Origin of the sequence: Bacillus mesophilus (assembly GCF_011008845.1) — a bacterium.
Classification (GTDB): domain Bacteria; phylum Bacillota; class Bacilli; order Bacillales; family SA4; genus Bacillus_BS; species Bacillus_BS mesophilus.
In genome coordinates, this window is record NZ_JAAIWM010000002.1 from 351,932 (window position 1) to 371,192 (window position 19,261).

General features: G+C 38.2%; 22 protein-coding genes and 1 pseudogene. 8 read left to right on the forward strand and 15 right to left on the reverse strand.

Annotated elements, in window-relative coordinates:
- The first annotated feature begins 135 nt into the window (after positions 1-135).
- On the forward strand, positions 136-729 hold the full coding sequence (locus G4D63_RS22435; protein ID WP_420837811.1) for a methyl-accepting chemotaxis protein: 594 nt from the start codon (positions 136-138) through the stop codon (positions 727-729).
- Positions 730-1,085: 356 nt separating this feature from the next.
- On the opposite strand, the gene G4D63_RS07210 is transcribed toward G4D63_RS22435, so the two are convergent.
- Positions 1,086-2,183, reverse strand: coding sequence for a threonine aldolase family protein (locus G4D63_RS07210; RefSeq protein WP_338023904.1), 1,098 nt, complete (start codon positions 2,181-2,183; stop codon positions 1,086-1,088).
- A gap of 201 nt (positions 2,184-2,384) precedes the next feature.
- Between G4D63_RS07210 and G4D63_RS07215 the strand changes: the two genes are divergently transcribed.
- On the forward strand, positions 2,385-2,657 hold the full coding sequence (locus G4D63_RS07215) for a hypothetical protein (RefSeq protein ID WP_163178964.1): 273 nt from the start codon (positions 2,385-2,387) through the stop codon (positions 2,655-2,657).
- A 310-nt stretch (positions 2,658-2,967) separates the two neighbouring features.
- Here the strand turns inward: G4D63_RS07215 and G4D63_RS07220 are convergent, their stop codons facing one another.
- On the reverse strand, positions 2,968-3,684 hold the full coding sequence (locus G4D63_RS07220; protein WP_163178965.1) for a YebC/PmpR family DNA-binding transcriptional regulator: 717 nt from the start codon (positions 3,682-3,684) through the stop codon (positions 2,968-2,970).
- Positions 3,685-4,223: 539 nt separating this feature from the next.
- Here G4D63_RS07220 and G4D63_RS07225 point away from each other — a divergent pair.
- From G4D63_RS07225 to G4D63_RS07235, 3 genes are read left to right on the forward strand one after another with little or no spacing between them, the layout of a single operon-like run.
- Positions 4,224-4,394, forward strand: a complete 171-nt coding sequence (locus G4D63_RS07225; RefSeq protein WP_163178966.1) for a hypothetical protein — start codon at positions 4,224-4,226, stop codon at positions 4,392-4,394.
- 40 nt (positions 4,395-4,434) lie between these two features.
- A complete protein-coding gene (locus G4D63_RS07230; protein ID WP_163178967.1) occupies positions 4,435-4,641 on the forward strand; it encodes a heavy-metal-associated domain-containing protein in 207 nt (68 codons plus the stop codon).
- A 22-nt stretch (positions 4,642-4,663) separates the two neighbouring features.
- Positions 4,664-4,813, forward strand: a complete 150-nt coding sequence (locus G4D63_RS07235; RefSeq protein ID WP_163178968.1) for a hypothetical protein — start codon at positions 4,664-4,666, stop codon at positions 4,811-4,813.
- Positions 4,814-4,976: 163 nt separating this feature from the next.
- Here the strand turns inward: G4D63_RS07235 and G4D63_RS07240 are convergent, their stop codons facing one another.
- On the reverse strand, positions 4,977-5,891 hold the full coding sequence (locus G4D63_RS07240) for an EamA family transporter (RefSeq protein ID WP_163178969.1): 915 nt from the start codon (positions 5,889-5,891) through the stop codon (positions 4,977-4,979).
- Positions 5,892-6,105: 214 nt separating this feature from the next.
- Between G4D63_RS07240 and G4D63_RS07245 the strand changes: the two genes are divergently transcribed.
- Both G4D63_RS07245 and G4D63_RS07250 read left to right on the forward strand, forming a co-directional pair.
- Positions 6,106-6,486: a hypothetical protein gene (locus tag G4D63_RS07245; protein WP_163178970.1), complete on the forward strand. Its 381-nt coding sequence runs from the start codon at positions 6,106-6,108 to the stop codon at positions 6,484-6,486.
- Positions 6,487-6,549: 63 nt separating this feature from the next.
- Complete coding sequence (locus tag G4D63_RS07250; RefSeq protein WP_163178971.1) at positions 6,550-6,711, forward strand: hypothetical protein; 162 nt, start codon at positions 6,550-6,552, stop codon at positions 6,709-6,711.
- 70 nt (positions 6,712-6,781) lie between these two features.
- On the opposite strand, the gene G4D63_RS07255 is transcribed toward G4D63_RS07250, so the two are convergent.
- From G4D63_RS07255 to G4D63_RS07265, 3 genes are all read right to left on the reverse strand, one after another.
- Positions 6,782-6,913, reverse strand: a complete 132-nt coding sequence (locus G4D63_RS07255) for a YjcZ family sporulation protein (protein ID WP_163178972.1) — start codon at positions 6,911-6,913, stop codon at positions 6,782-6,784.
- A 30-nt stretch (positions 6,914-6,943) separates the two neighbouring features.
- Positions 6,944-7,039: a YjcZ family sporulation protein gene (locus G4D63_RS07260; RefSeq protein WP_163178973.1), complete on the reverse strand. Its 96-nt coding sequence runs from the start codon at positions 7,037-7,039 to the stop codon at positions 6,944-6,946.
- A gap of 250 nt (positions 7,040-7,289) precedes the next feature.
- A complete protein-coding gene (locus G4D63_RS07265) occupies positions 7,290-7,505 on the reverse strand; it encodes a spore germination protein (RefSeq protein WP_163178974.1) in 216 nt (71 codons plus the stop codon).
- A gap of 230 nt (positions 7,506-7,735) precedes the next feature.
- Between G4D63_RS07265 and G4D63_RS07270 the strand changes: the two genes are divergently transcribed.
- Positions 7,736-8,011 carry a hypothetical protein gene (locus G4D63_RS07270; RefSeq protein WP_163178975.1) on the forward strand — a complete coding sequence of 92 codons (276 nt, stop codon included), beginning with the start codon at positions 7,736-7,738 and terminating at the stop codon, positions 8,009-8,011.
- Positions 8,012-8,088: 77 nt separating this feature from the next.
- Here G4D63_RS07270 and G4D63_RS07275 read toward each other — a convergent pair whose 3' ends face one another.
- From G4D63_RS07275 to G4D63_RS07315, 9 genes and pseudogenes are all read right to left on the reverse strand, one after another.
- Positions 8,089-8,595 carry a L,D-transpeptidase gene (locus G4D63_RS07275; protein ID WP_163178976.1) on the reverse strand — a complete coding sequence of 169 codons (507 nt, stop codon included), beginning with the start codon at positions 8,593-8,595 and terminating at the stop codon, positions 8,089-8,091.
- A gap of 46 nt (positions 8,596-8,641) precedes the next feature.
- Positions 8,642-9,595: an aromatic acid exporter family protein gene (locus G4D63_RS07280; RefSeq protein ID WP_163178977.1), complete on the reverse strand. Its 954-nt coding sequence runs from the start codon at positions 9,593-9,595 to the stop codon at positions 8,642-8,644.
- A 125-nt stretch (positions 9,596-9,720) separates the two neighbouring features.
- Positions 9,721-10,158: a BrxA/BrxB family bacilliredoxin gene (locus G4D63_RS07285; RefSeq protein ID WP_163178978.1), complete on the reverse strand. Its 438-nt coding sequence runs from the start codon at positions 10,156-10,158 to the stop codon at positions 9,721-9,723.
- Between the two features lie 77 nt (positions 10,159-10,235).
- Positions 10,236-11,252: a methylmalonyl Co-A mutase-associated GTPase MeaB gene (gene meaB, locus G4D63_RS07290; RefSeq protein WP_338023903.1), complete on the reverse strand. Its 1,017-nt coding sequence runs from the start codon at positions 11,250-11,252 to the stop codon at positions 10,236-10,238.
- Positions 11,245-13,413: pseudogene (gene scpA / locus G4D63_RS07295) on the reverse strand (methylmalonyl-CoA mutase). Before scpA ends, meaB begins: the two are co-directional and overlap by 8 nt.
- Positions 13,400-15,403: a methylmalonyl-CoA mutase family protein gene (locus G4D63_RS07300; RefSeq protein ID WP_163178979.1), complete on the reverse strand. Its 2,004-nt coding sequence runs from the start codon at positions 15,401-15,403 to the stop codon at positions 13,400-13,402. The pseudogene scpA and the gene G4D63_RS07300 overlap by 14 nt, the downstream one beginning before the upstream one ends.
- A 412-nt stretch (positions 15,404-15,815) precedes the next feature.
- A complete protein-coding gene (locus G4D63_RS07305) occupies positions 15,816-17,132 on the reverse strand; it encodes a dihydrolipoamide acetyltransferase family protein (RefSeq protein WP_163178980.1) in 1,317 nt (438 codons plus the stop codon).
- Between the two features lie 42 nt (positions 17,133-17,174).
- Complete coding sequence (locus G4D63_RS07310; protein ID WP_163178981.1) at positions 17,175-18,158, reverse strand: alpha-ketoacid dehydrogenase subunit beta; 984 nt, start codon at positions 18,156-18,158, stop codon at positions 17,175-17,177.
- 16 nt (positions 18,159-18,174) lie between these two features.
- Complete coding sequence (locus G4D63_RS07315) at positions 18,175-19,167, reverse strand: thiamine pyrophosphate-dependent dehydrogenase E1 component subunit alpha (protein WP_163178982.1); 993 nt, start codon at positions 19,165-19,167, stop codon at positions 18,175-18,177.
- Positions 19,168-19,261 lie beyond the last annotated feature (94 nt).

Below are 19,261 nucleotides of genomic sequence, written 5' to 3' on the forward strand. Positions count from 1 at the left end.
GTGAATGAATTAGTCAAGAATGCAAATTTCCTCTCCAAACAGGTTGCTGTCACAAACAGTGCATCAGAAGAAGGTACACAAACTATAGAAGCATTACTATCTAAGATAAGTGAATTTCAACAATCTATTGATACGATGTCAGAAACGATGGAAAATCTTGCTGATAAAATAACGGAAACTACTACTTTTTCTGATAGTATTCGTGATATTGCGGCTCAAACTAATTTACTTGCACTGAATGCTTCCATTGAAGCTGCACGAGCTGGTGAAAGCGGAAAGGGATTCGCTGTAGTGGCAGGAGAAATTAGAAAACTATCAGAAGTAACAACAAAGGCAGCAAATCGTATTTCTGAAAATTTAGCAAAAGTGAATGAGAATACAAGCTTCTCACAGAAGCAAATGAAAAATAATGCTATTAAAATGACTGAAAGTGTAACTCTAACTCAAGAAACTCTAAAGGTATTTGAGAATATAAACAATTCCGTTCACGAGTTACATGCAACTGTTAAGGAGTATGAATTGGTTACTGCTTCTATTTCAGAATCATCCTCAACCATTGAAACATCTGTTACAGAGTTTGCCTCAATCATTGAGGAAACCACGGCATCACTTGAGGAAATCGCAGCATCAATAGAAAACCACAGTGAATCTAACGGAGAGTTAGTCTCATTTATTCAAAATACAGATGATGCAACACTTGAACTTATGAAATTAACAAAAGACAAATAAATGGACAGACAAAAAGGAGAAAGCATTCGCTTTCTCCTTTTTGTTGTTTAGAAAATTATAAAAGTTTATCATTAGTGGATAAATAAGGCTAGTGTATAGTAATCCAGCTCCAGCGCCCAGCCAAGATGAAACTGCGATGATCTTTGCAATTTCATCCTACCTCGAGGGAAAAAGGAAGCACACTTTTTCCTAGGTCAAATAACCCTTCGAGAATAAAGGGGAAACCCACCCTTTTTTCTCAAAGGAACATTTGCTTGTCGGAGGCCTGCAGGATGCAGGTCAGGCAGGCGTTGCAACAGGACGTTGCGCACTTAGCCTGCCTTCATCTGACGAGGCGCTTGCGCCTTTTGTTCTGTTTATATCTGGTGCATTTTAAGTTCAAGCAGTTCAAACATCTTTTTTAATTTTTCTTTCGGAATAACCTCGTATTGATCTCCGATACTTACCTCAAAATATGCCTCTTTATTGTTCACTTCTCGAAGGTTTCCGGTCATCCCAATATCACTTTCCTTATAAAGCTCTTTTAAAATGGTTTCCATCTTTTCTTTAGATGCTTGAAAATGAACGTGAAACATATTGGAAACAGGTTGTAGAGGTCTTGTAGTAATTCTTGTACAGCTATTAAAAAGCTCTGCTAATTCTATTGCACCTGTATAATACCTATTCATTTCAGTCGCTCTTTTGTCAAAATTATAGTTTGCACTAATTATGTAGGGATAAAGACTAATTAAGTCACCACCATAGCGACGTTTCCAGGTTTTAGACTCTTGTGTGAATTCGTGACTTCCAGCTAGAATTGCTCCGGCAATACCGCCAATTCCTTTGTAAAATGATAGATAAACACTATCAAATAAAGAGCAGATTTCTTTAGCACTTACCTTATAATAGGGAAGAACCTCTAAAAGTCTTGCACCATCTAAATGGAGCTTTATATCCTTTGATTTACAATAGTTAGAGATGTTAACAAGAGTTTCATATGAAGGTAGCTGTCCACCTATCTCACGCTGTGGGAGTTCAAGTAAGATACATGATACATCTTTCTTTAAAGCCTCAATGTCCTCTAGCTCAACAACACGATCCTGGTCTGCTAGTAAAACTGACTCAATTTGATGGAGTTCTTTTAAGCCGTCCTCCTCATGTATTTCTAAATGGCTAAGGGGATGATAGGCGACCCTCTTCACTCCTTTTTGATCACACCAAATTCTTAACGCTATTTGCTGAGCCATTGTACCGCTAGGAAAAAACACAGCGTTTTCTTTTCCTAGGAATGCTGCCATTTTCTTTTGGAAGTCTTCGATTACCTGACCTGTACCGTATAAATCACTTTCCAGCTTGCCTTCAACATCTTGAAATGCCATCTTTAATACATCAATATTTCTAGTGCCATGACCGCCAATTTGATAAGATGAATTCTTGAAAAGATCTGCCAAGGTTTCTTGTATTTGTGTATCCACTGTGTCACTCCATTCTTCTATACTATGATCTATTGCTTATTATCTAATATATCTATATTATAGCCTTTTTCCCCTCAATGAGTGGTGAATATAGTTCCTCATTCTACTCTTCTAAAAATTGCTATTTTAGTTAATGTAATTGCATTATGAGGATTTCTACCATACAATAAGCTTGTTTAACAACATAAGGGGGTGCAACAATTGATACAATTCTCAGAGTTAAAAGTGGCAAAATCAACCAACTTAGGTGGTGGTTCAACGGAACTGGTGGTTCATGGACTTACCGATACAGATACGTTTGAATTTATTCTTTTTAGGGGTTCTGAAACTTCTGATTGGCTATTGGATGAACTAGCATACATATATTATAAAAATAATGAAAAAAATGCATTTCAGATCTTTATTCAACCAGGCCAGTTTCAAGAATACCAAGAATTTATTGCGAACCATCCTACTGTTAAAAATAACGTTTAAGAATAAGAGGCGCAAGCGCCCCGTTTAGCCCCGACAAGCAAATGTTCCTTGAAGAGAAAAAGGGCGATCTTTCCATTTTACTCTTCAAGGGTTATTTGACCTCGAGGGGCTGGGTGCTGGAGCTGGATTACTACAAAAATTCGTTTAAGTACAACACAAAATTATATACTTATTATCTTTGAACAAATGGTGGAATTGCCCAGGCTAATGGGGCTGGATTAGAATTACTATGAACTAGCATCGATATCCAACAAATTATTTATAAGCAAAAAAGCAGACCAACGAAATAGTTGAGTCTGCTTCTTTGTTATTATCCTAATTCAACATTGTGGTACACTTGCTGAACATCTTCTAAATCTTCTAAAGTATCAATAAGTTTTTCAAACTTAGCTTGACCGTCTTCTGGTAGGCTTACATCACTTTGAGCTAACATCGTTAACTCGGCAACAGAAAATTCTGTAACCCCTGCATTCTTAAATGCTTCCTGAATTGCATGAAACTGATCAGGCTCCCCATAGACAATTACGGATTCTTCTTCTTCTAGAATATCACGAACATCTACGTCTGCTTCCATCAAAATCTCAAGAACTTCTTCTACATTTTTGCCTTCTAGTCCAACAACAGCTGTCGCATCAAACATATAAGAAACAGAGCCACTTACTCCCATGTTTCCACCATTTTTATTAAAGGCGGCACGAACTTCTGCAGCGGTACGATTCACGTTATTCGTTAAAGCATCAACAATGATCATCGAACCATTAGGACCAAACCCTTCATAGCGAAGTTCATCATATGTTTCATCAGATGCACCCTTTGCTTTATCAATCGCTCGATCGATAATAGCTTTTGGGACATTATATGTCTTCGCACGTTCAAGTACAAACTTTAAAGATTGATTTAGTTCAGGATCTGGTTCCCCTTGTTTTGCCGCTACATAAATAACACGGCCAAATTTAGCATAAATACGACTTGTATTTGCATCCTTAGATGCCTTCTTTTCCTTAATATTGTTCCACTTACGTCCCATTATGAACACTCGCTTTCAACACTTTAACTCTATTTTGATTTTAAATACTGTACTATAACCTAATCATTATACCTTATATTTGTTTTTGTTTCGAGTTAATTAAAGGCTGTTTTCCTAAAGAAAGTTACTTCTATACCAAAGCCCCTATTTAACCTTGGTGTTGATTTCCGTTACAGGACACTCGCTTTCCGCGGGGCGTGCGGTGAGCCTCCTCGGCATGAGCCTGCGGGGTCTCACCAAGGACAAAGTGAACTTCCTTTGTCCCTATGTCACGCTGCTCCCACGCTTGCACAGGATGTGCTGACCTCTGCGTTTGCCACAGGACGTGACAGCTTTTAGCAGAGGTTCTATTACATTCGCATCCCTCCACTAAAATCAACTCTGCTAGAAATTAACTTTGTACATTAACAGAGCCAAAACAAAAAGCACAGCCAAGTATACGAAAAATAAAACATGCACTAACTTCTCGATTACCTTATATAGTAAATTTCTTCTTTCAGGAAAAGCTATGGTTATGCATGATTAGGGGGTGAGATCGGATGAATAAAAATGTAGAGATATACCGCACTGGTCAAGGTGTACCGGTTGATGGAGAATACAGATGTCAATCTGGACAGCGGTTAAGATTAAATGGCAAGGAAGATTTTCCTGTATGCCCCATAAGTGGAAGTGACACTACTTGGACTCGTGAAAAAGTAGATATAGATTAATGTCACATACTTATAAAAAGTAGAAACAGGAGGATACCCATTGAGTATTAGCACTTTCTTTTTAAATAGTATTCAAGGCGAACAGGATATTCAGTATCTGGAGCAAAGCTTGTCCAAAGTTCCCGGAATTGAGCGAGTATTGATGGATACTACCGATAATGAACTTAAAGTAGAATATGATGAAAAAGCAATAGAATTAAAACAAATAGCTGAAATCATTAGTAAACGTGGATTTAGTATTAAATAGGTATACGAAAGGAGAAGTAGCTATGACTGATAGAAAGAATGAAGAACCTACAATTGCAGTTGGGATCGATACAGAGGATGAATTAATGGAAGATGCAACTAATGAAGAAGTGAATAAAGGTGAATATACAAAAGTGACAACATTATCATTAGATGAGAACGACCCAAGTTAATACAAAGTATGCCATTCTTAATAGGTGAAAATCCCCCACTAAATGTGGAGGATTTTCGTTTATGTTTCTATATCATGATTGACTTCAATCTGATAAAGTTTCTTCGTACTAAGCACAAATGATACTTTATAAGTTATCAATAAAATAATCTGAGCTTACTTTGCTACTGATTTCTCCACCGTGAAATTAACATAATCGTCGCCAAGATAAAAATTGTACCGATCCACTGTACCCATCCAAACGAAACATGTAACCATATGATTGACACTACCGCAGCAGATAATGGCTCTGCACATGCGAGAGTACTTGTCTCTGACGGAGAGATATAGTTCATACTCTCCAAATAACAATAAAAAGGAATCAAGGTTCCAAAGACAATAATAAAGAGAAGAGCAAATATTGATGAGCTATCCCATGTTCCCTGGATGTCCCATGGGTGAAAGATAAAACTAAATCCAATTCCTCCTATCAACATCCCCCATCCTACAACTACCATTGTCCCCCATTTTTTAATTAAGCTAGCTGGATGTAAAGTGTAGAATGCTAAGGCAATCGCTGATGCAAGTCCCCAAAAAAGGCCACCTTTTGAAAGGGTAAGAGAATGAACCGTTCCATCCGTCACAAGTAGAAAGGTCCCAATTAACGCTAGTATGATGACAATTAATTCTTTATATGTAGGTGATCTTCTTGCCCGTATCACCAGATAAAATAAAATAACGACTGGACCCAAATATTGCAAAATCGTAGCGGTTGCAGCATTACTAGCTTCAATTGCTGCAAAGTATGTATATTGAACACCCAACATCCCCAATAAGCCAAATAGTACTAGGTGAATTCGTTCCTGTTTGCTTCTCCAAATTTTCCACACTTTATGCTTTTGTTTAGGATACGTAACCATTAGCATTAGTAAACCTGCAAAGAGAAGTCTAATTACAACAAGCCAACCAGCATTAAATCCTTTTACTTGAAACATAAATTGTGCAACAGTACCCGATACTCCCCATAAAATGGCGGCTACTAATACAAGTGTGACTCCCATCATTTTATGGGTCGGTTGAACTGCGATTGAAGGTTGCATTTCCCCACATCCTCTGCCAATACTTATCCTACTTATAATTTATCAGAACAGTGTAGAAATCACTATTTATTTTTTTCTTTATTTAACTGGATTAGCAGGGCACCTATCCCCATTAATTCTGGTATGTATTGTCTGTTTTTATTTAATGAGCAAGTAACAAACTATCAAAGGAATTACGATTCCACAACATACTTTATTTTAGAGGAGAGATCGTATGCATACCGTTCAGCATGGTATTCAACAGGCTCAACAATGTCGCCAAATTGCTCAGCAATTAATTCAACAAACTCACCAAGGAAATCAACAGTACCGTCAAATGATTCAGCAGGAGCAACAAAATGTACAAGCATTAGAGCAAATCTTACAACGCGAAAAACAGGCTGTGCAAAACCTTGAGCTAAGCTTACGTAATCACGAAATGGCCATCCAACGTTGTCAAGAAATCGTTAATATCTGTGATCAGATGCAACATTCTGTTACAAGTGGAACGTCAGCATATGGCTACCAAACCCAAACAGCTATACAACAACCTATGACTTCTCAACATAACCAATATCAACAAGGTCACTTTATGCAATCACCTTATCAGCAATAACATAATGAGAGCCTTACATTTCTGTAGGGCTTTTCCATATTTTATTAAAAGGAGTAGTTGTACATGGTTAATCAAGATTTTGAGAAATTTAACAAGAACCAACAAGCGCATAAGTCAACTTATGTAGGAAGTGATCGCCCTCATGAACAGACTTCCAATGACCCTAACTATAATAACAACGAAGAAACTGATAAGTCACCTGGATTAACAGGTAGAGACTTATAAAAAATACTTTTCAGTAAACCCAAATAGCTCCTACTCCGAAGAGGAGTAGGAGCTATTCACCTATTAACTATTACGCCCAAGCAGCGCCAACAATAATTAATAGGATAAATAGAACTACAATTAGCGTAAATGAACTTCCATAACCTGTAGTTACAGGAGCTGTATAACCGTAACCACCGCAACCGAAACCTGTTCCAAACATTATAGTTCCTCCTTTATATTTAAATTTAAATTAGTATCCAACGTACGCTGATCCCACAATGATCAGTAGGATGAATAACACTACAATTAACGCGAATCCTGCACCATATCCTGTTACTCCACTCATAACTACACCTCCCTGACCATTTGTTATACTATATGTAAGCTTACTGGGTATCGGAAGGGCTCTTGCCTAGTTAAGAAATATTTCGGGTATTTGTTTACATTTAGCCTCAGTTTATTGTTACTACATCCTTATGCTAAAGGAACAAAAAAAGCATGAATCCCTATTGAGATTCACGCTAAAATAAATTTTTCTTATAGCGAATGATTCGCCGCTCCTAAAGTTCCGTCTCAGATAAATAAATCCCTAAACCTTAAACAACTTCATTTACATTAGAATCATTAACATCTGGATCAATGTTTCCAGATGAGCTTATCCAGTTATTTGTAACTACCCAATATCCAGTGTTGAAACCACCAGAGCCTGCAACTACTTTACTAGTACTGGTTGGAGAAGCATTTAATGCAGCACCAGTAATGATTCCTTCGTTACTATTAAATATGACAGGGCCGAGAATTACGTTTGGCAAAATAGACACCCCTTTTTCATGTAGTTGTTTTTAGTTTATGTGTTAGCCTCCAATCTGGAACTATCTGTATCTGATTTACTTACGAATGGGTATTTATCTCAGTACATCCATTTTATGTAAAAACAGTGTGAAAACTAGACACTTATTCTACTTCTTCTGTATGACTGTCCTACTCAATATGATTCTGTCATGAATAGAATATAGAAAAGGAATGAAGGAGGGGATGTTTTTTGGAAGAATTAGAACTTAAGGTGAAAGAATTAGAAATGAAGATAGATGAACTCGAAAGCCTTCAAGAAAATTATCAAGAGTCTTTAACTCATTCTTTGGATGAGAATGACGTTCATGCACTTGTTGATGAGCTCATTGCGGAAAAAGAACTGATCACTCAAGCTGACTTAGAGAAAAGTATGAGCAAAGCTCATTTACAAATGATCAAATGGGTGGTAGGAACGGGAATTAGTTCTGTTGCTCTTTTGTTGGGCTTACTGAGAATTTTTATGTAAAAAATCACTAGCAGACATACAATTTAATATAGATCAGACATGATAACACCCTCCTAATCGAATTAAGAGGGTGTTATTTAATGTAGGGCACCTTGTTCACGAGCAAGCTCATTAAAGTTTTTTTGAGAGGTTGTTATAAAGATTTTCGTGCCAATCGGAACTTGATCAAATAGTTCGTTAACATGCTCATTGTGCATCCGTATACATCCCTGTGAGACAGCTTTTCCAATTGATGAAGGATTGTTAGTACCATGAACTCCATATGTGCGACCGTCCGTATCTAAAGCATTAAATCCAATCCATCGACTTCCTAGAGGATTTTCGGGACTTCCTCCCATAATGTTCTTTCTTCTATAGTACGGGTCCTTAGCCTTAACGGTAATGGAAAAGCTACCCTCTGGAGTAAAATCATCGAATATACCTGTTCCAACAGGGTATACTTTCTGTACTTCACCTTCATTTATAAATGCAAGCTCATTTGTCTTTTTATTTACAATGATGAACGGGTCTCCTACTAGAGGATTAGGTCCTATCGGCCATATCGGTGAAACGGTTAGGATTATAGCTAGCATCAATTGAATCATCCTCAGCACCATCCTTTAAGGATAGTTTTTAACAAGGATCTGGTTCTCATTCATTTGGACGGAAATAGCTTTTAATAACTAAATATTGCTCCATTTCTTTTAGTAGCTGAAAAAGGGAAGCACTTGCTTCAAATTGCTCTCTCGTCTTAGGAAGATCGAGCTCCCTGAAATCTTTTTTTAATTCTTCTATTCTAATTAAAAACCGTTTTGCAGTATTTCCAGGGTGAATTGACTTTCCAATATCCTCTATAAATTCTGCTATCAATTCTCCTTCGTTACCAAAATGATTGAGTGGAATGACAAGTGGCAGGATTCTTTCTAATATTTCAAGTTGCTGCTCTCGAATTTTAAAATAGGAATAATAGATATTTTCATGTCTTAGAAAGTGATTTTGAACATCCCTAAAGGCTAAGCTTTTAGCTTCGCGAAGGATTTCGTGAGCCTCTGCTATTTCCTTACCACTCCAATCAGAATTCTTTAACCTGATATAATTGACAATTTCTTTAAAAATCCCACTAAAACATTCTTCAATCTCGCCTTGATACTTTCTAAGCTGGTGATCTACACTTGGCATATAAAGGTTCATTAATAAAGCAACCCCTATCCCAATAATAATAAGAGCAAATTCATTTAATAAAATTGCTTGTGAGTAGGTGGCCTCACTATACAGGTGAAATACTATAACACTGCTGGTTACAATTCCTTCTTGTATTCTAAAAAAGACGGTTACTGGAATAAAGAAAATTATAAATAGTCCAATGACCCAAGGTTGATACCCTAGAATCTGAAAAAACAAAATCGAAAAAAACATAGCAATGGTACAAGCTAGCAAGCGAGACCAAGAGCTCTGTAGGGATTTTTTCTTTGTAGCTTGGATACAAAGAATGGTAATAATTCCTGCTGACAAGTAATAGTCAAGCTTTAGGATTTGAGCAATCCATACAGCTATCGTTACTCCTAATGCCGTTTTTATTGTACGGTATCCTATTTTAAACTTCATACTCATTTCCCCTTATGGAGCGCCATAGCTAACATAGATTTTTGCTGACAAACGTTTCTGCTATTTTCCCTCAAAAAAAAGACGGTAATCTAAGATTACCATCTCCTTATAATATGGTTATTATATTACACTTCTTCACAATATTCTTCAAAAGCATTCTGAAGCTTTTGAATCACCTGCATTGGTTCATGCCCTTCAATTTCATGACGCTCTACCATCATTTGAATTTTTCCATCCTTTAATAAAGCAAACGAAGGTGAGGATGGTGGGTAGCCTTCAAAGTAAGTACGAGCTTGCCCTGTTGCCTCTTTATCCTGTCCTGCAAAAACCGTCACTAAATGGTCTGGGCGCTTATCATAATGGATCGCATGAGTAGCAGCAGGACGTGCAATTCCACCAGCACAACCGCAAACTGAATTAATCATAACGAGGGTCGTTCCCTTTTGATTAAGTGCTTGATCTACTTCTTCAGGGTTGGTTAATTCAGTATAACCAGCTTGTACCATATCCTCTCTTGCTTGTTTTACTACGTCATTTATAAAAAAGTTAAAGTTCATTGACATTATCGTTCCTCCTTACTCTTTATGTATTAATATTATCAAGCAAAACCTACTTATTCAAATAACTAGTTTTAGCTGGTTCATTTGTTCCGATTATATTGTTCAAATAGCTGACTCACTCCAAGACTAGCTGAAAGTTGACCCGATAGCACGCTTTTTTCTAAGAAAGGCAACTGCTCTTTTATGGTTGGGTGTGAAAAAAAGCTCGTTTCAAGCTGGTTTTTAATTAGAGTATAAAACCAGTCTTTCATTTGAGACATTCTTCTTTCCTCAAATATTCCTTGAGCTTTTGTATCACGTTCATATTCAAGGATTGTTGTCCATATCTCGCCGATTCCTTTTTCATAAAGAGCTGAGCAGGTCAATGCTTTTGACGTCCAGCCCTTAGTGGCTGGTCTAAGAAAGTGAAGAATCCTTGAGAATTCTACTTTTGCTCTTAGTGCCTTATCTTTGTTATCTCCATCTGCTTTATTAATAACAAGTAGGTCGACTAGCTCCATCACACCTTTTTTCATTCCCTGAAGCTCATCTCCTGCACCCGTTAACGCTAGTAACATAAATAAATCGACCATACTCCTCACCGTTACCTCGCTTTGACCAACTCCGACTGTTTCTACAATTATTACATCATAGCCAGCAGCCTCACAAACAAGAATGGTTTCACGCGTTTTTCGAGCTACACCACCTAATGTACCTGCAGCTGGAGAAGGTCTTACATAAGCTCTAGGGTCCTTAGAGAGACGGTCCATCCGAGTTTTATCCCCTAAAATACTTCCCCCTGTTATACTGCTAGAGGGATCAACCGCTAACACTGCAACACGATGACCAAGTTCACATAAAAACATTCCAAAAGCCTCGATAAATGTACTTTTACCTGCTCCAGGAACACCGGTTATACCAATTCTAATTGATTTTCCTGTTTCAGGTAAGAGTTGGTTAATGAGTTCCTGCCCCCGCTCAAAGTGTCTAGGGGCATTGCTCTCAATTAATGTAATGGCTTGAGCTAGCATGGCTCGATTATTTTGGCGTACTCCCCCAACAAGCTCTTCTACTGTTCTCTCCCTTTTTCTCGGGCGTTTTGCGTTTGGGTCATTCATTCGTACCCACCACATTCTCATACCCAAGACGCACGCATACCTCTTGAAGGACTTTTTCAGCTGCAACCGGAATAACTGTACCAGGTCCAAACACAGCAGAGGCACCTTGGCTTATTAAGAAATCGTAATCCTTGTAAGGTATAACTCCCCCTACAATAACGACAATATCTTCACGGTCATGCTTTCTTAATTCCTCCATAAGCTGGGGAAGTAAGGTTTTATGTCCTGCTGCTAATGAACTCATTCCAATCACATGAACATCATTTTCAATCGCCTGCAAGGCAGTTTCTTCTGGAGTTTGAAACAATGGTCCAATATCCACGTCAAATCCTAAATCTGCAAATGCTGTTGAAATTACTTTCGCTCCACGATCATGACCGTCCTGACCCATCTTTGCAATAAGGATTCGTGGTCGTCTTCCTTCAAGTTCAGCAAAGTCATCAGTAAGTTGCTTCACTTTTTCTATTTCCTCCTCATTGGAGTATTCAGAGCCGTAAACTCCGCTTATAGATCGAATGACTGCTTTATGACGTTTAGCTACCTTCTCGATGGCATCCGAAATCTCACCAAGGGAAGCTCTTACTCTAGCTGCCTCAACTGAAAGTTCTAAGAGATTACCTTCACCTGTTTCTGTTGCACGTGTAATGGCTTCCAATGCTTGATGCACCTTTTGTTCATCACGATTTTCTCTTAGTGACTGAAGTCTTTCAATTTGCTTTTGTCTAACTACTGTATTGTCGATATCTAATGTTTCTATTTCTTCTTCTTGATCCAAGCGGTATTTGTTTACCCCAATTATTGCTTCCTTACCAGAGTCAATATGAGCCTGTCTTCTAGCAGCAGCCTCTTCTATCTTCATCTTTGGAAGACCCGTTTCGATTGCTTTTGCCATTCCACCAAGCTCTTCAATTTCTGAAATATGCTCCCAAGCTCTTTCAACTAGTGCAGCCGTTAGTGACTCTACATAGTAAGACCCACCCCATGGATCAATAACATTAGTGATTCCCGTCTCATCCTGCAAATATAGCTATGTATTACGTGCTATTCGAGCAGAAAAGTCAGTGGGAAGTGCAATTGCCTCATCTAATGCATTTGTATGAAGTGATTGTGTATGTCCAAGTGCGGCCGCTAGTGCCTCCATACAAGTCCTTGTAACGTTATTAAATGGATCTTGCTCAGTTAAACTCCACCCCGATGTTTGGGAGTGAGTACGAAGTGCTAAAGACTTTTCATTCTTGGGATTAAAAGGCTTAATGAGCTTTGCCCAAAGAAGTCTAGCTGCTCTCATTTTGGCCACTTCCATAAAGTAATTCATTCCAATCGCCCAGAAGAAAGAAAGTCTAGGCGCAAACGAATCAATATCAATACCTGCCTTCAGACCTGTTCTGACATACTCTAATCCATCAGCTAGTGTATATGCAAGTTCTAAATCAGCAGGGGCACCTGCCTCTTGTAAATGATAGCCTGAGATACTAATGGAATTAAACTTCGGCATATATTTTGACGTATATTCGAATATATCAGCGATAATTCTCATTGAGGTCTCAGGAGGATAGATATAGGTGTTTCGCACCATATATTCTTTTAAAATATCATTTTGAATGGTTCCTGATAGCTTTTCCTTTGATACGCCCTGCTCCTCTGCAGTGACAATATAAAAGGCCATGATTGGAAGTACAGCACCATTCATCGTCATCGAAACGGACATTTCATCAAGTGGAATTTCATCAAATAAGATTTTCATGTCAAGGATCGAGTCAATTGCTACTCCAGCCTTCCCCACATCTCCAACTACTCGAGGATGATCTGAGTCATAGCCTCTGTGAGTGGCTAGATCAAATGCTACAGATAAACCCTTTTGACCTGCTGCTAAGTTACGTCTATAAAAAGCATTACTTTCTTCTGCAGTTGAAAATCCAGCATACTGTCTTACGGTCCAAGGTCGAGTTACATACATGGTCGGATAAGGACCTCTCATGTAAGGGGCAATACCCGGCATATAATTTAAAAATGGTAGACTTCTTACGTCATCTTCATTATAACTAGGTTTAATTGAGATCTTTTCGTTTGTTTCATAGGAATTCGTTTCAAGCTCTGCAGTCTTTTGTTGACTAAAAGTTAATTGATCAAACGGTATGGAAGCGAAATTAGGCTTTTTCATCATTTACCCCCAGTTCCTGTTGCAGACTATCTAAAAATTGGTAACAGTTTGTCTTCATATGAATACACTCTTTTAAACCAGCCTCTTTATACTCTGCAAGGGCTTGTTGTTCTAGGTTTCCTGCTATGAATATTAAGCTGTCAGGATTCATTTTCTTAAGCAGTTCGACAACCTTCCTACCTATCTGTGTGTAAGTTGAGTCATCACCACATATAATAACCACTCGATTTTCTTGTAAAGCTGGTACTTGTGAAAGTTCCTCTATACTTTTAAGACTATTTGTTTCTTTTATATGAAAACCGCCCACTTCAAAGAACCCTTTTATAAAGTCAGTTCTAGCCTTATGCTGTATTAACTCCCCTATATTTACGAGCTTTACAGCTAACTTTTCACCTGTCTTGCTAAAATAGTTCGACGCATTTTGTCTGAGCTTCTCAAACTTCATGGACCATCGAATTTCTGGAATCTTCTCAATGTCAGCTTCTTTATCATCATTCTGTAATGCAGATTGTAGTTTACTAAATGTTGTACCAGCCTGGAGTTCCATCTCGATTTGCTTAAATAAATCCGTACTGCTTAATGAAAGGTTTACTTCAGGTTGGTTCTCAACTGGTTGCTCCTTATCCATTGTTATAGAGTAAACCTGATCTTTCTCTAACACATTCGCATACATGTTCACACCAACAATTTTTTCTCTGCGATTGTCAACTTTTTTAAAGTGTTCTTCCCTTACTTTCTCTATCTCACTTTGAATATCTCCAGTTCGTAGAGAGTTTACCACTCCACCTGCTAGATCAAGTTGTTGGATGATTTCCCACGTTTTTTCAGAGAATTCTTTTGTTAAACCTTCCACATACCAAGAACCTTTTGATGGATCAACCACTCTACCAAGGCTAGCCTCCTCGAGTAAAATCGACTGTACATTTCTCGCGATTCGATCTGAGAAAGCAGTTGGTTTTTGGAAAGCCTCATCAAAAGGTGACGTCTGGATACTGTTTGCTCCACCAACAACTGCCGCAAAGGATTCCACTGTTGATCTAAGCATATTTACATAAGGATCATGAGTAGTTTTTGTCGTAATCGAAGTTTTAGCATGTATCCACATTTTTTTCGATTCTTCATTACCACCAAACTCATGAATAATTGATGACCATAAATAACTAGCTGCCCTTAGTTTGGCTATCTCCATAAACAGATTGGAGCCAATTGAGAAAGAGAAAGCAATTTTAGGTGCAATTTCGTCTATAGTTAGACCTTGGTTTAAGCATTGTCTAACATATTCAATGCCCACTGATAAACTATAAGCAAGTTCCTGAACTGAATTGGCTCCACCATTATGGAAAGCGTGACTAGATACAAGTATCGTTTTTAAGCTAGGAAATTCTTTCGTTTCTTTTACCATAACAGCCATTTCTTCATAATAAAAAGATAGTGGTGATGGAAGGGTACCATTTCTAACCCATTCGCTAATCGGATCAGTGCCAATGACTCCATGAACCTTTTTATTAGCAGTTTTAAGTGTTGTCATTAGTCCTGTTAAAAAAGCACTCTGCTGTAGATGAGTGTCCACAAATAAAGAAAGCTCTTGTGAAGGTATAGACTCTATCACTCTATTTAGTTCTTCAATATTTGTGATTTCAACGCCTTTCAAGTATGAGCACGACTTTAAATGAAAATGTAATGTGGTTTGACCAAATTTACGAGCACTCTCAATGGATGATAGAAGCTCCTCAATCGTATCCCCACGTAGCTCCTGGTTAATAACCCAGTCATTATTACCCTTCTTATTAAGCTGTAGATCCAAAAGGTGAGTATCTTCATCACTTATATATATAGGTTTTAATTGAATTCCCTCGTAAGTTCCTGAAAAAAGTTCTTCAAATGGTTTACCTTTTAATGAAGAAGTAGCTACTTTCTCCCATTCTTCATAACTTGGAATTAAGAACTCATTTAAATCAAATACCCAATCAGTTGACCGCTTTTCTCCCATCTCAATTCCCCCTTTATCCGGAAACGCTTTCAGTTTTTCTAGCTGTCACATTAATGACTATGTAAATGAACTGATCTCTTATCTAATTTTAGTATAAATACTAGTTGTGTACAATGTTGAACTGACAATCTACAATACTTAACAACGCTTGTTAGAGGCAATATTCTTTACAAAACATCTTTTTAAAAGGCGCTGTTAAACAATGTTGTTGATTTTCGTTGCAGGACACTCGCTTTCCGCGGGCGAGTCCGTGAGCCTCCTCGGCGAAAACCGTGCCTGCGGGGTCTCCCGCGACCCGCTTTCCCGCAGGAGTCTCGCATCCTTCCACTTCAATCAACAGTGCTAAAAATCAACATTGTTCTTTAACATAGCCTTTTAAAAAGAAAGCAGTCCCATTAAGGACTGCTTTTCATTAATATACGTTTGTATTTTCTTTTGAAGTGTTTTCTAAGATTTCTTTTACTCGTGCTAGGAATTGACCACAGATTAGTCCATCTAGTACTCGATGGTCAAGTGACATACAAAGGTTAACCATATCACGAATAGCAATCATGTTACCTTCCATCACAACTGGACGTTTAACGATTGATTCTACCTGTAGAATCGCAGCTTGCGGATAGTTGATAATTCCCATCGACTGAACAGAACCGAATGATCCAGTATTGTTTACAGTAAATGTCCCACCCTGCATTTCATCAGATTTTAATTTACCATTACGAACTTTATTAGCTAACTCAGTAATTTCCCGCGCAATACCTTTAACAGTTAGTTCGTCAGCATTTTTGATAACCGGTACAAATAAAGCATCCTTTGTAGCGACCGCTATAGAGATGTTAATCGCCTTTTTCTGGATGATTTTATCTCCTGCCCACATTGAATTGATTTGTGGGAACTCCTTTAGTGCTTGTGCAACTGCTTTTACAAAGAAAGCAAAGAAAGTTAGATTAAATCCTTCACTTTTTTTGAAATCATCCTTGATGGAATTACGATAATTCACTAGGTTAGTAACGTCTACTTCAACCATTGTCCAAGCATGTGGAGCCTCATGCTTACTACGAAGCATGTTGGTTGCAATCGCTTTTCGAATACCTGTAATAGGAATCTCAAGATCACCATGCTGTGTTTCGATTGCAGGTGAAGCTTGTTTTGGTGCTGAAGGAGCAGTATACGCTACTTCTGTTTGTTGAGGCTTTTCTTCCGTTTGTTGACGCTTTTCTTCAGTTTTTGTAGCTGCTGTAGGAATTTGCCCTGAGTCTATAATCTGCTGAACATCTTTACGTGTGATGCGACCACCCATACCAGTTCCAGAAACTTGCCCTAAATCAATGCTATGATCCTGTGCTAAGCGAAGAACTGCCGGAGAATAACGGCCTTTATTAGGCTCTGCATCTTTAGCAGGTTCACCAGTACGAGCTGGTTCTACAGCTTTTGCTTCGTTATTCGATGACGAAACTTTAGAGCTATCGTTAGTGGTTCCAGTAGTTCCACCTTCAACTTCGATTAGGCAGATGACTTCACCAACTGCTAATGCTTCATCTTCTGTTGCAATTAATTCTTTAATGACACCTGTGAAAGAGGAAGGAACTTCTGCATTAACTTTGTCTGTCATTACTTCCGCTATAGGATCATATTTATTTACTTTATCTCCTGGTGAGACGAGCCATTTACTGATGGTTCCTTCTGTCACACTTTCGCCAAGCTGTGGCATCGTTATTTTTTCAATAGCCAAGACGTGACAACCTCCTCTTAATCAAATAGATCAATACAAACCTTAAAATTCCGCTAATTCTCGAATCGCTTTTTCAACTTTATCTGGATTAATCATAAAGTATTTTTCCATTGTTGGTGCGTATGGCATTGCTGGTACATCAGGACCTGCAAGTCTTTTAATAGGAGCATCAAGATCAAATAAACAGTTCTCTGCAATAATTGCAGAAACCTCGCTCATAATGCTTCCTTCTAGTGTATCTTCCGTAATTAAAAGCACTTTCCCCGTCTTTGAAGCAGCTTCAATAATTGCTTCTTTGTCAAGTGGATACACAGTACGAAGGTCCAATACATGAACAGAAATACCATCACTTGCTAGCCTTTCAGCAGCTTGAAGAGCAAAATGAACACATAATCCGTAAGCAATAACGGTTACATCTTCACCTTCGCGCTTAACATCTGCCTTGCCAATTGGTAGTACATAATCGTCTGTAGGAACTTCACCTTTGATTAATCGATATGCACGCTTATGCTCAAAAAACAATACTGGATCTTCGTCACGTATAGCAGCTTTTAACAGACCTTTCACATCATACGGAGTTGAAGGCATAACTATTTTTAAACCAGGTTGGTTTGCAAAAATTGCTTCAACTGATTGTGAGTGATAAAGAGCACCGTGAATACCACCACCATATGGTGCGCGAACTACTAGTGGACAAGTCCAATCGTTGTTAGATCGATAACGAATTTTTGCAGCCTCTGAGATTATTTGGTTAATAGCAGGCATGATAAAATCAGCAAATTGCATTTCTGCAATAGGTCTCATTCCATACATCGCGGCTCCAATTGCTACACCCGCAATGGCAGATTCAGCTAATGGAGTATCAATTACCCGTTCTTCTCCAAACTGATCATACAAACCATGTGTCGCTTTAAAAACTCCACCTTTTCTACCAACATCTTCTCCAAGAACAAATACCTTCGAATCTCTTTCCATTTCTTCTCGTATCGCTAAGGTTACAGCATCAATATAAGAAATAACTGGCATCTTTTTTCCCCCTCACTTACTCAGCATAGACATACTTTAATGCGTCTGTTGGATCTGCGTATGGAGCATTTTCTGCATAATCAGTTGCCTCATCTACTTCTTGCTTCACACGTTCATTTATCGCTTCTAGTTGATCATCCGTTAAGATGCCAGCTTCTTTAAGATATAATTCAAATGCAAAAAGGCCATCTTTCTTTTTTGCTTCTTCTACTTCTTCTCTTGAACGGTAAGTGCGGTCATCATCATCACTGGAGTGAGCAGTTAAACGATAAGAAATGGTTTCAACCAATGTAGGACCTTCACCACGTCTACCACGATCAGCAGCTTCTTTCACAGCTTCATAAACTGCTAAAATATCATTTCCATCTACAGTTACTCCTGGCATTCCATAACCAATTGCTCTGTCTGAAATTTTTTCACATGCTACTTGCTTTTCATAAGGAACCGAAATAGCATACTTGTTATTTTCACACATAAAAATAACCGGTAACTTATGCACGGCTGCATAGTTTGCTCCTTCATGGAAATCACCTTGGTTGGACGAACCTTCCCCAAACGTTACAAATGTAACCAGATCTTTACCCTCTAAACGACCACCAAGTGCAACTCCTACCGCATGTGGAACCTGCGTTGTAACGGGGGATGACCCTGTTACAATTCGGTTTTTCTTTTGACCAAAATGCCCAGGCATTTGTCTGCCACCTGAATTAGGATCTTCTGCTTTTGCAAAACCCGATAACATTAAATCTTTTGAAGTCATTCCAAATGTTAAAACAACACCCATATCTCGATAATACGGAAGTACATAATCCTTTTCACGATCAAGAGCAAACGCAGCACCTACTTGTGCAGCCTCTTGACCCTGGCAGGATATTACGAATGGTATTTTTCCTGCACGATTTAGTAACCACATCCGCTCGTCAAGTCTACGAGCTAAGAGCATGGTTTCGTACATTTCTAGTACTTTTTCATCGCTTAAACCTAATGCATGATGACGCTTTTCAGCCATATTAGTACCCCCATAATTTTAGAATGTAAGGACATTTTTGTAAGACTAAATTTTTGATTCCTTAGTATGTTTATCATGTAATCATCTATTAAGG

What these genes read in the sequence shown, in the direction of transcription:
- G4D63_RS22435 (WP_420837811.1), top strand. Translation starts at nt 136, where the DNA reads ATGTCAGAAACGATGGAAAATCTTGCTGATAAAATAACGGAAACTACT.
- G4D63_RS07220 (WP_163178965.1), bottom strand. Translation starts at nt 3,684, where the DNA reads ATGGGACGTAAGTGGAACAATATTAAGGAAAAGAAGGCATCTAAGGAT.
- G4D63_RS07225 (WP_163178966.1), top strand. Translation starts at nt 4,224, where the DNA reads ATGAATAAAAATGTAGAGATATACCGCACTGGTCAAGGTGTACCGGTT.
- G4D63_RS07235 (WP_163178968.1), top strand. Translation starts at nt 4,664, where the DNA reads ATGACTGATAGAAAGAATGAAGAACCTACAATTGCAGTTGGGATCGAT.
- G4D63_RS07240 (WP_163178969.1), bottom strand. Translation starts at nt 5,891, where the DNA reads ATGCAACCTTCAATCGCAGTTCAACCGACCCATAAAATGATGGGAGTC.
- G4D63_RS07245 (WP_163178970.1), top strand. Translation starts at nt 6,106, where the DNA reads ATGCATACCGTTCAGCATGGTATTCAACAGGCTCAACAATGTCGCCAA.
- G4D63_RS07250 (WP_163178971.1), top strand. Translation starts at nt 6,550, where the DNA reads ATGGTTAATCAAGATTTTGAGAAATTTAACAAGAACCAACAAGCGCAT.
- G4D63_RS07255 (WP_163178972.1), bottom strand. Translation starts at nt 6,913, where the DNA reads ATGTTTGGAACAGGTTTCGGTTGCGGTGGTTACGGTTATACAGCTCCT.
- G4D63_RS07260 (WP_163178973.1), bottom strand. Translation starts at nt 7,039, where the DNA reads ATGAGTGGAGTAACAGGATATGGTGCAGGATTCGCGTTAATTGTAGTG.
- G4D63_RS07275 (WP_163178976.1), bottom strand. Translation starts at nt 8,595, where the DNA reads ATGATTCAATTGATGCTAGCTATAATCCTAACCGTTTCACCGATATGG.
- G4D63_RS07280 (WP_163178977.1), bottom strand. Translation starts at nt 9,595, where the DNA reads ATGAAGTTTAAAATAGGATACCGTACAATAAAAACGGCATTAGGAGTA.
- G4D63_RS07285 (WP_163178978.1), bottom strand. Translation starts at nt 10,158, where the DNA reads ATGTCAATGAACTTTAACTTTTTTATAAATGACGTAGTAAAACAAGCA.
- meaB (WP_338023903.1), bottom strand. Translation starts at nt 11,252, where the DNA reads ATGAATGACCCAAACGCAAAACGCCCGAGAAAAAGGGAGAGAACAGTA.
- G4D63_RS07300 (WP_163178979.1), bottom strand. Translation starts at nt 15,403, where the DNA reads ATGGGAGAAAAGCGGTCAACTGATTGGGTATTTGATTTAAATGAGTTC.
- G4D63_RS07310 (WP_163178981.1), bottom strand. Translation starts at nt 18,158, where the DNA reads ATGCCAGTTATTTCTTATATTGATGCTGTAACCTTAGCGATACGAGAA.
- G4D63_RS07315 (WP_163178982.1), bottom strand. Translation starts at nt 19,167, where the DNA reads ATGGCTGAAAAGCGTCATCATGCATTAGGTTTAAGCGATGAAAAAGTA.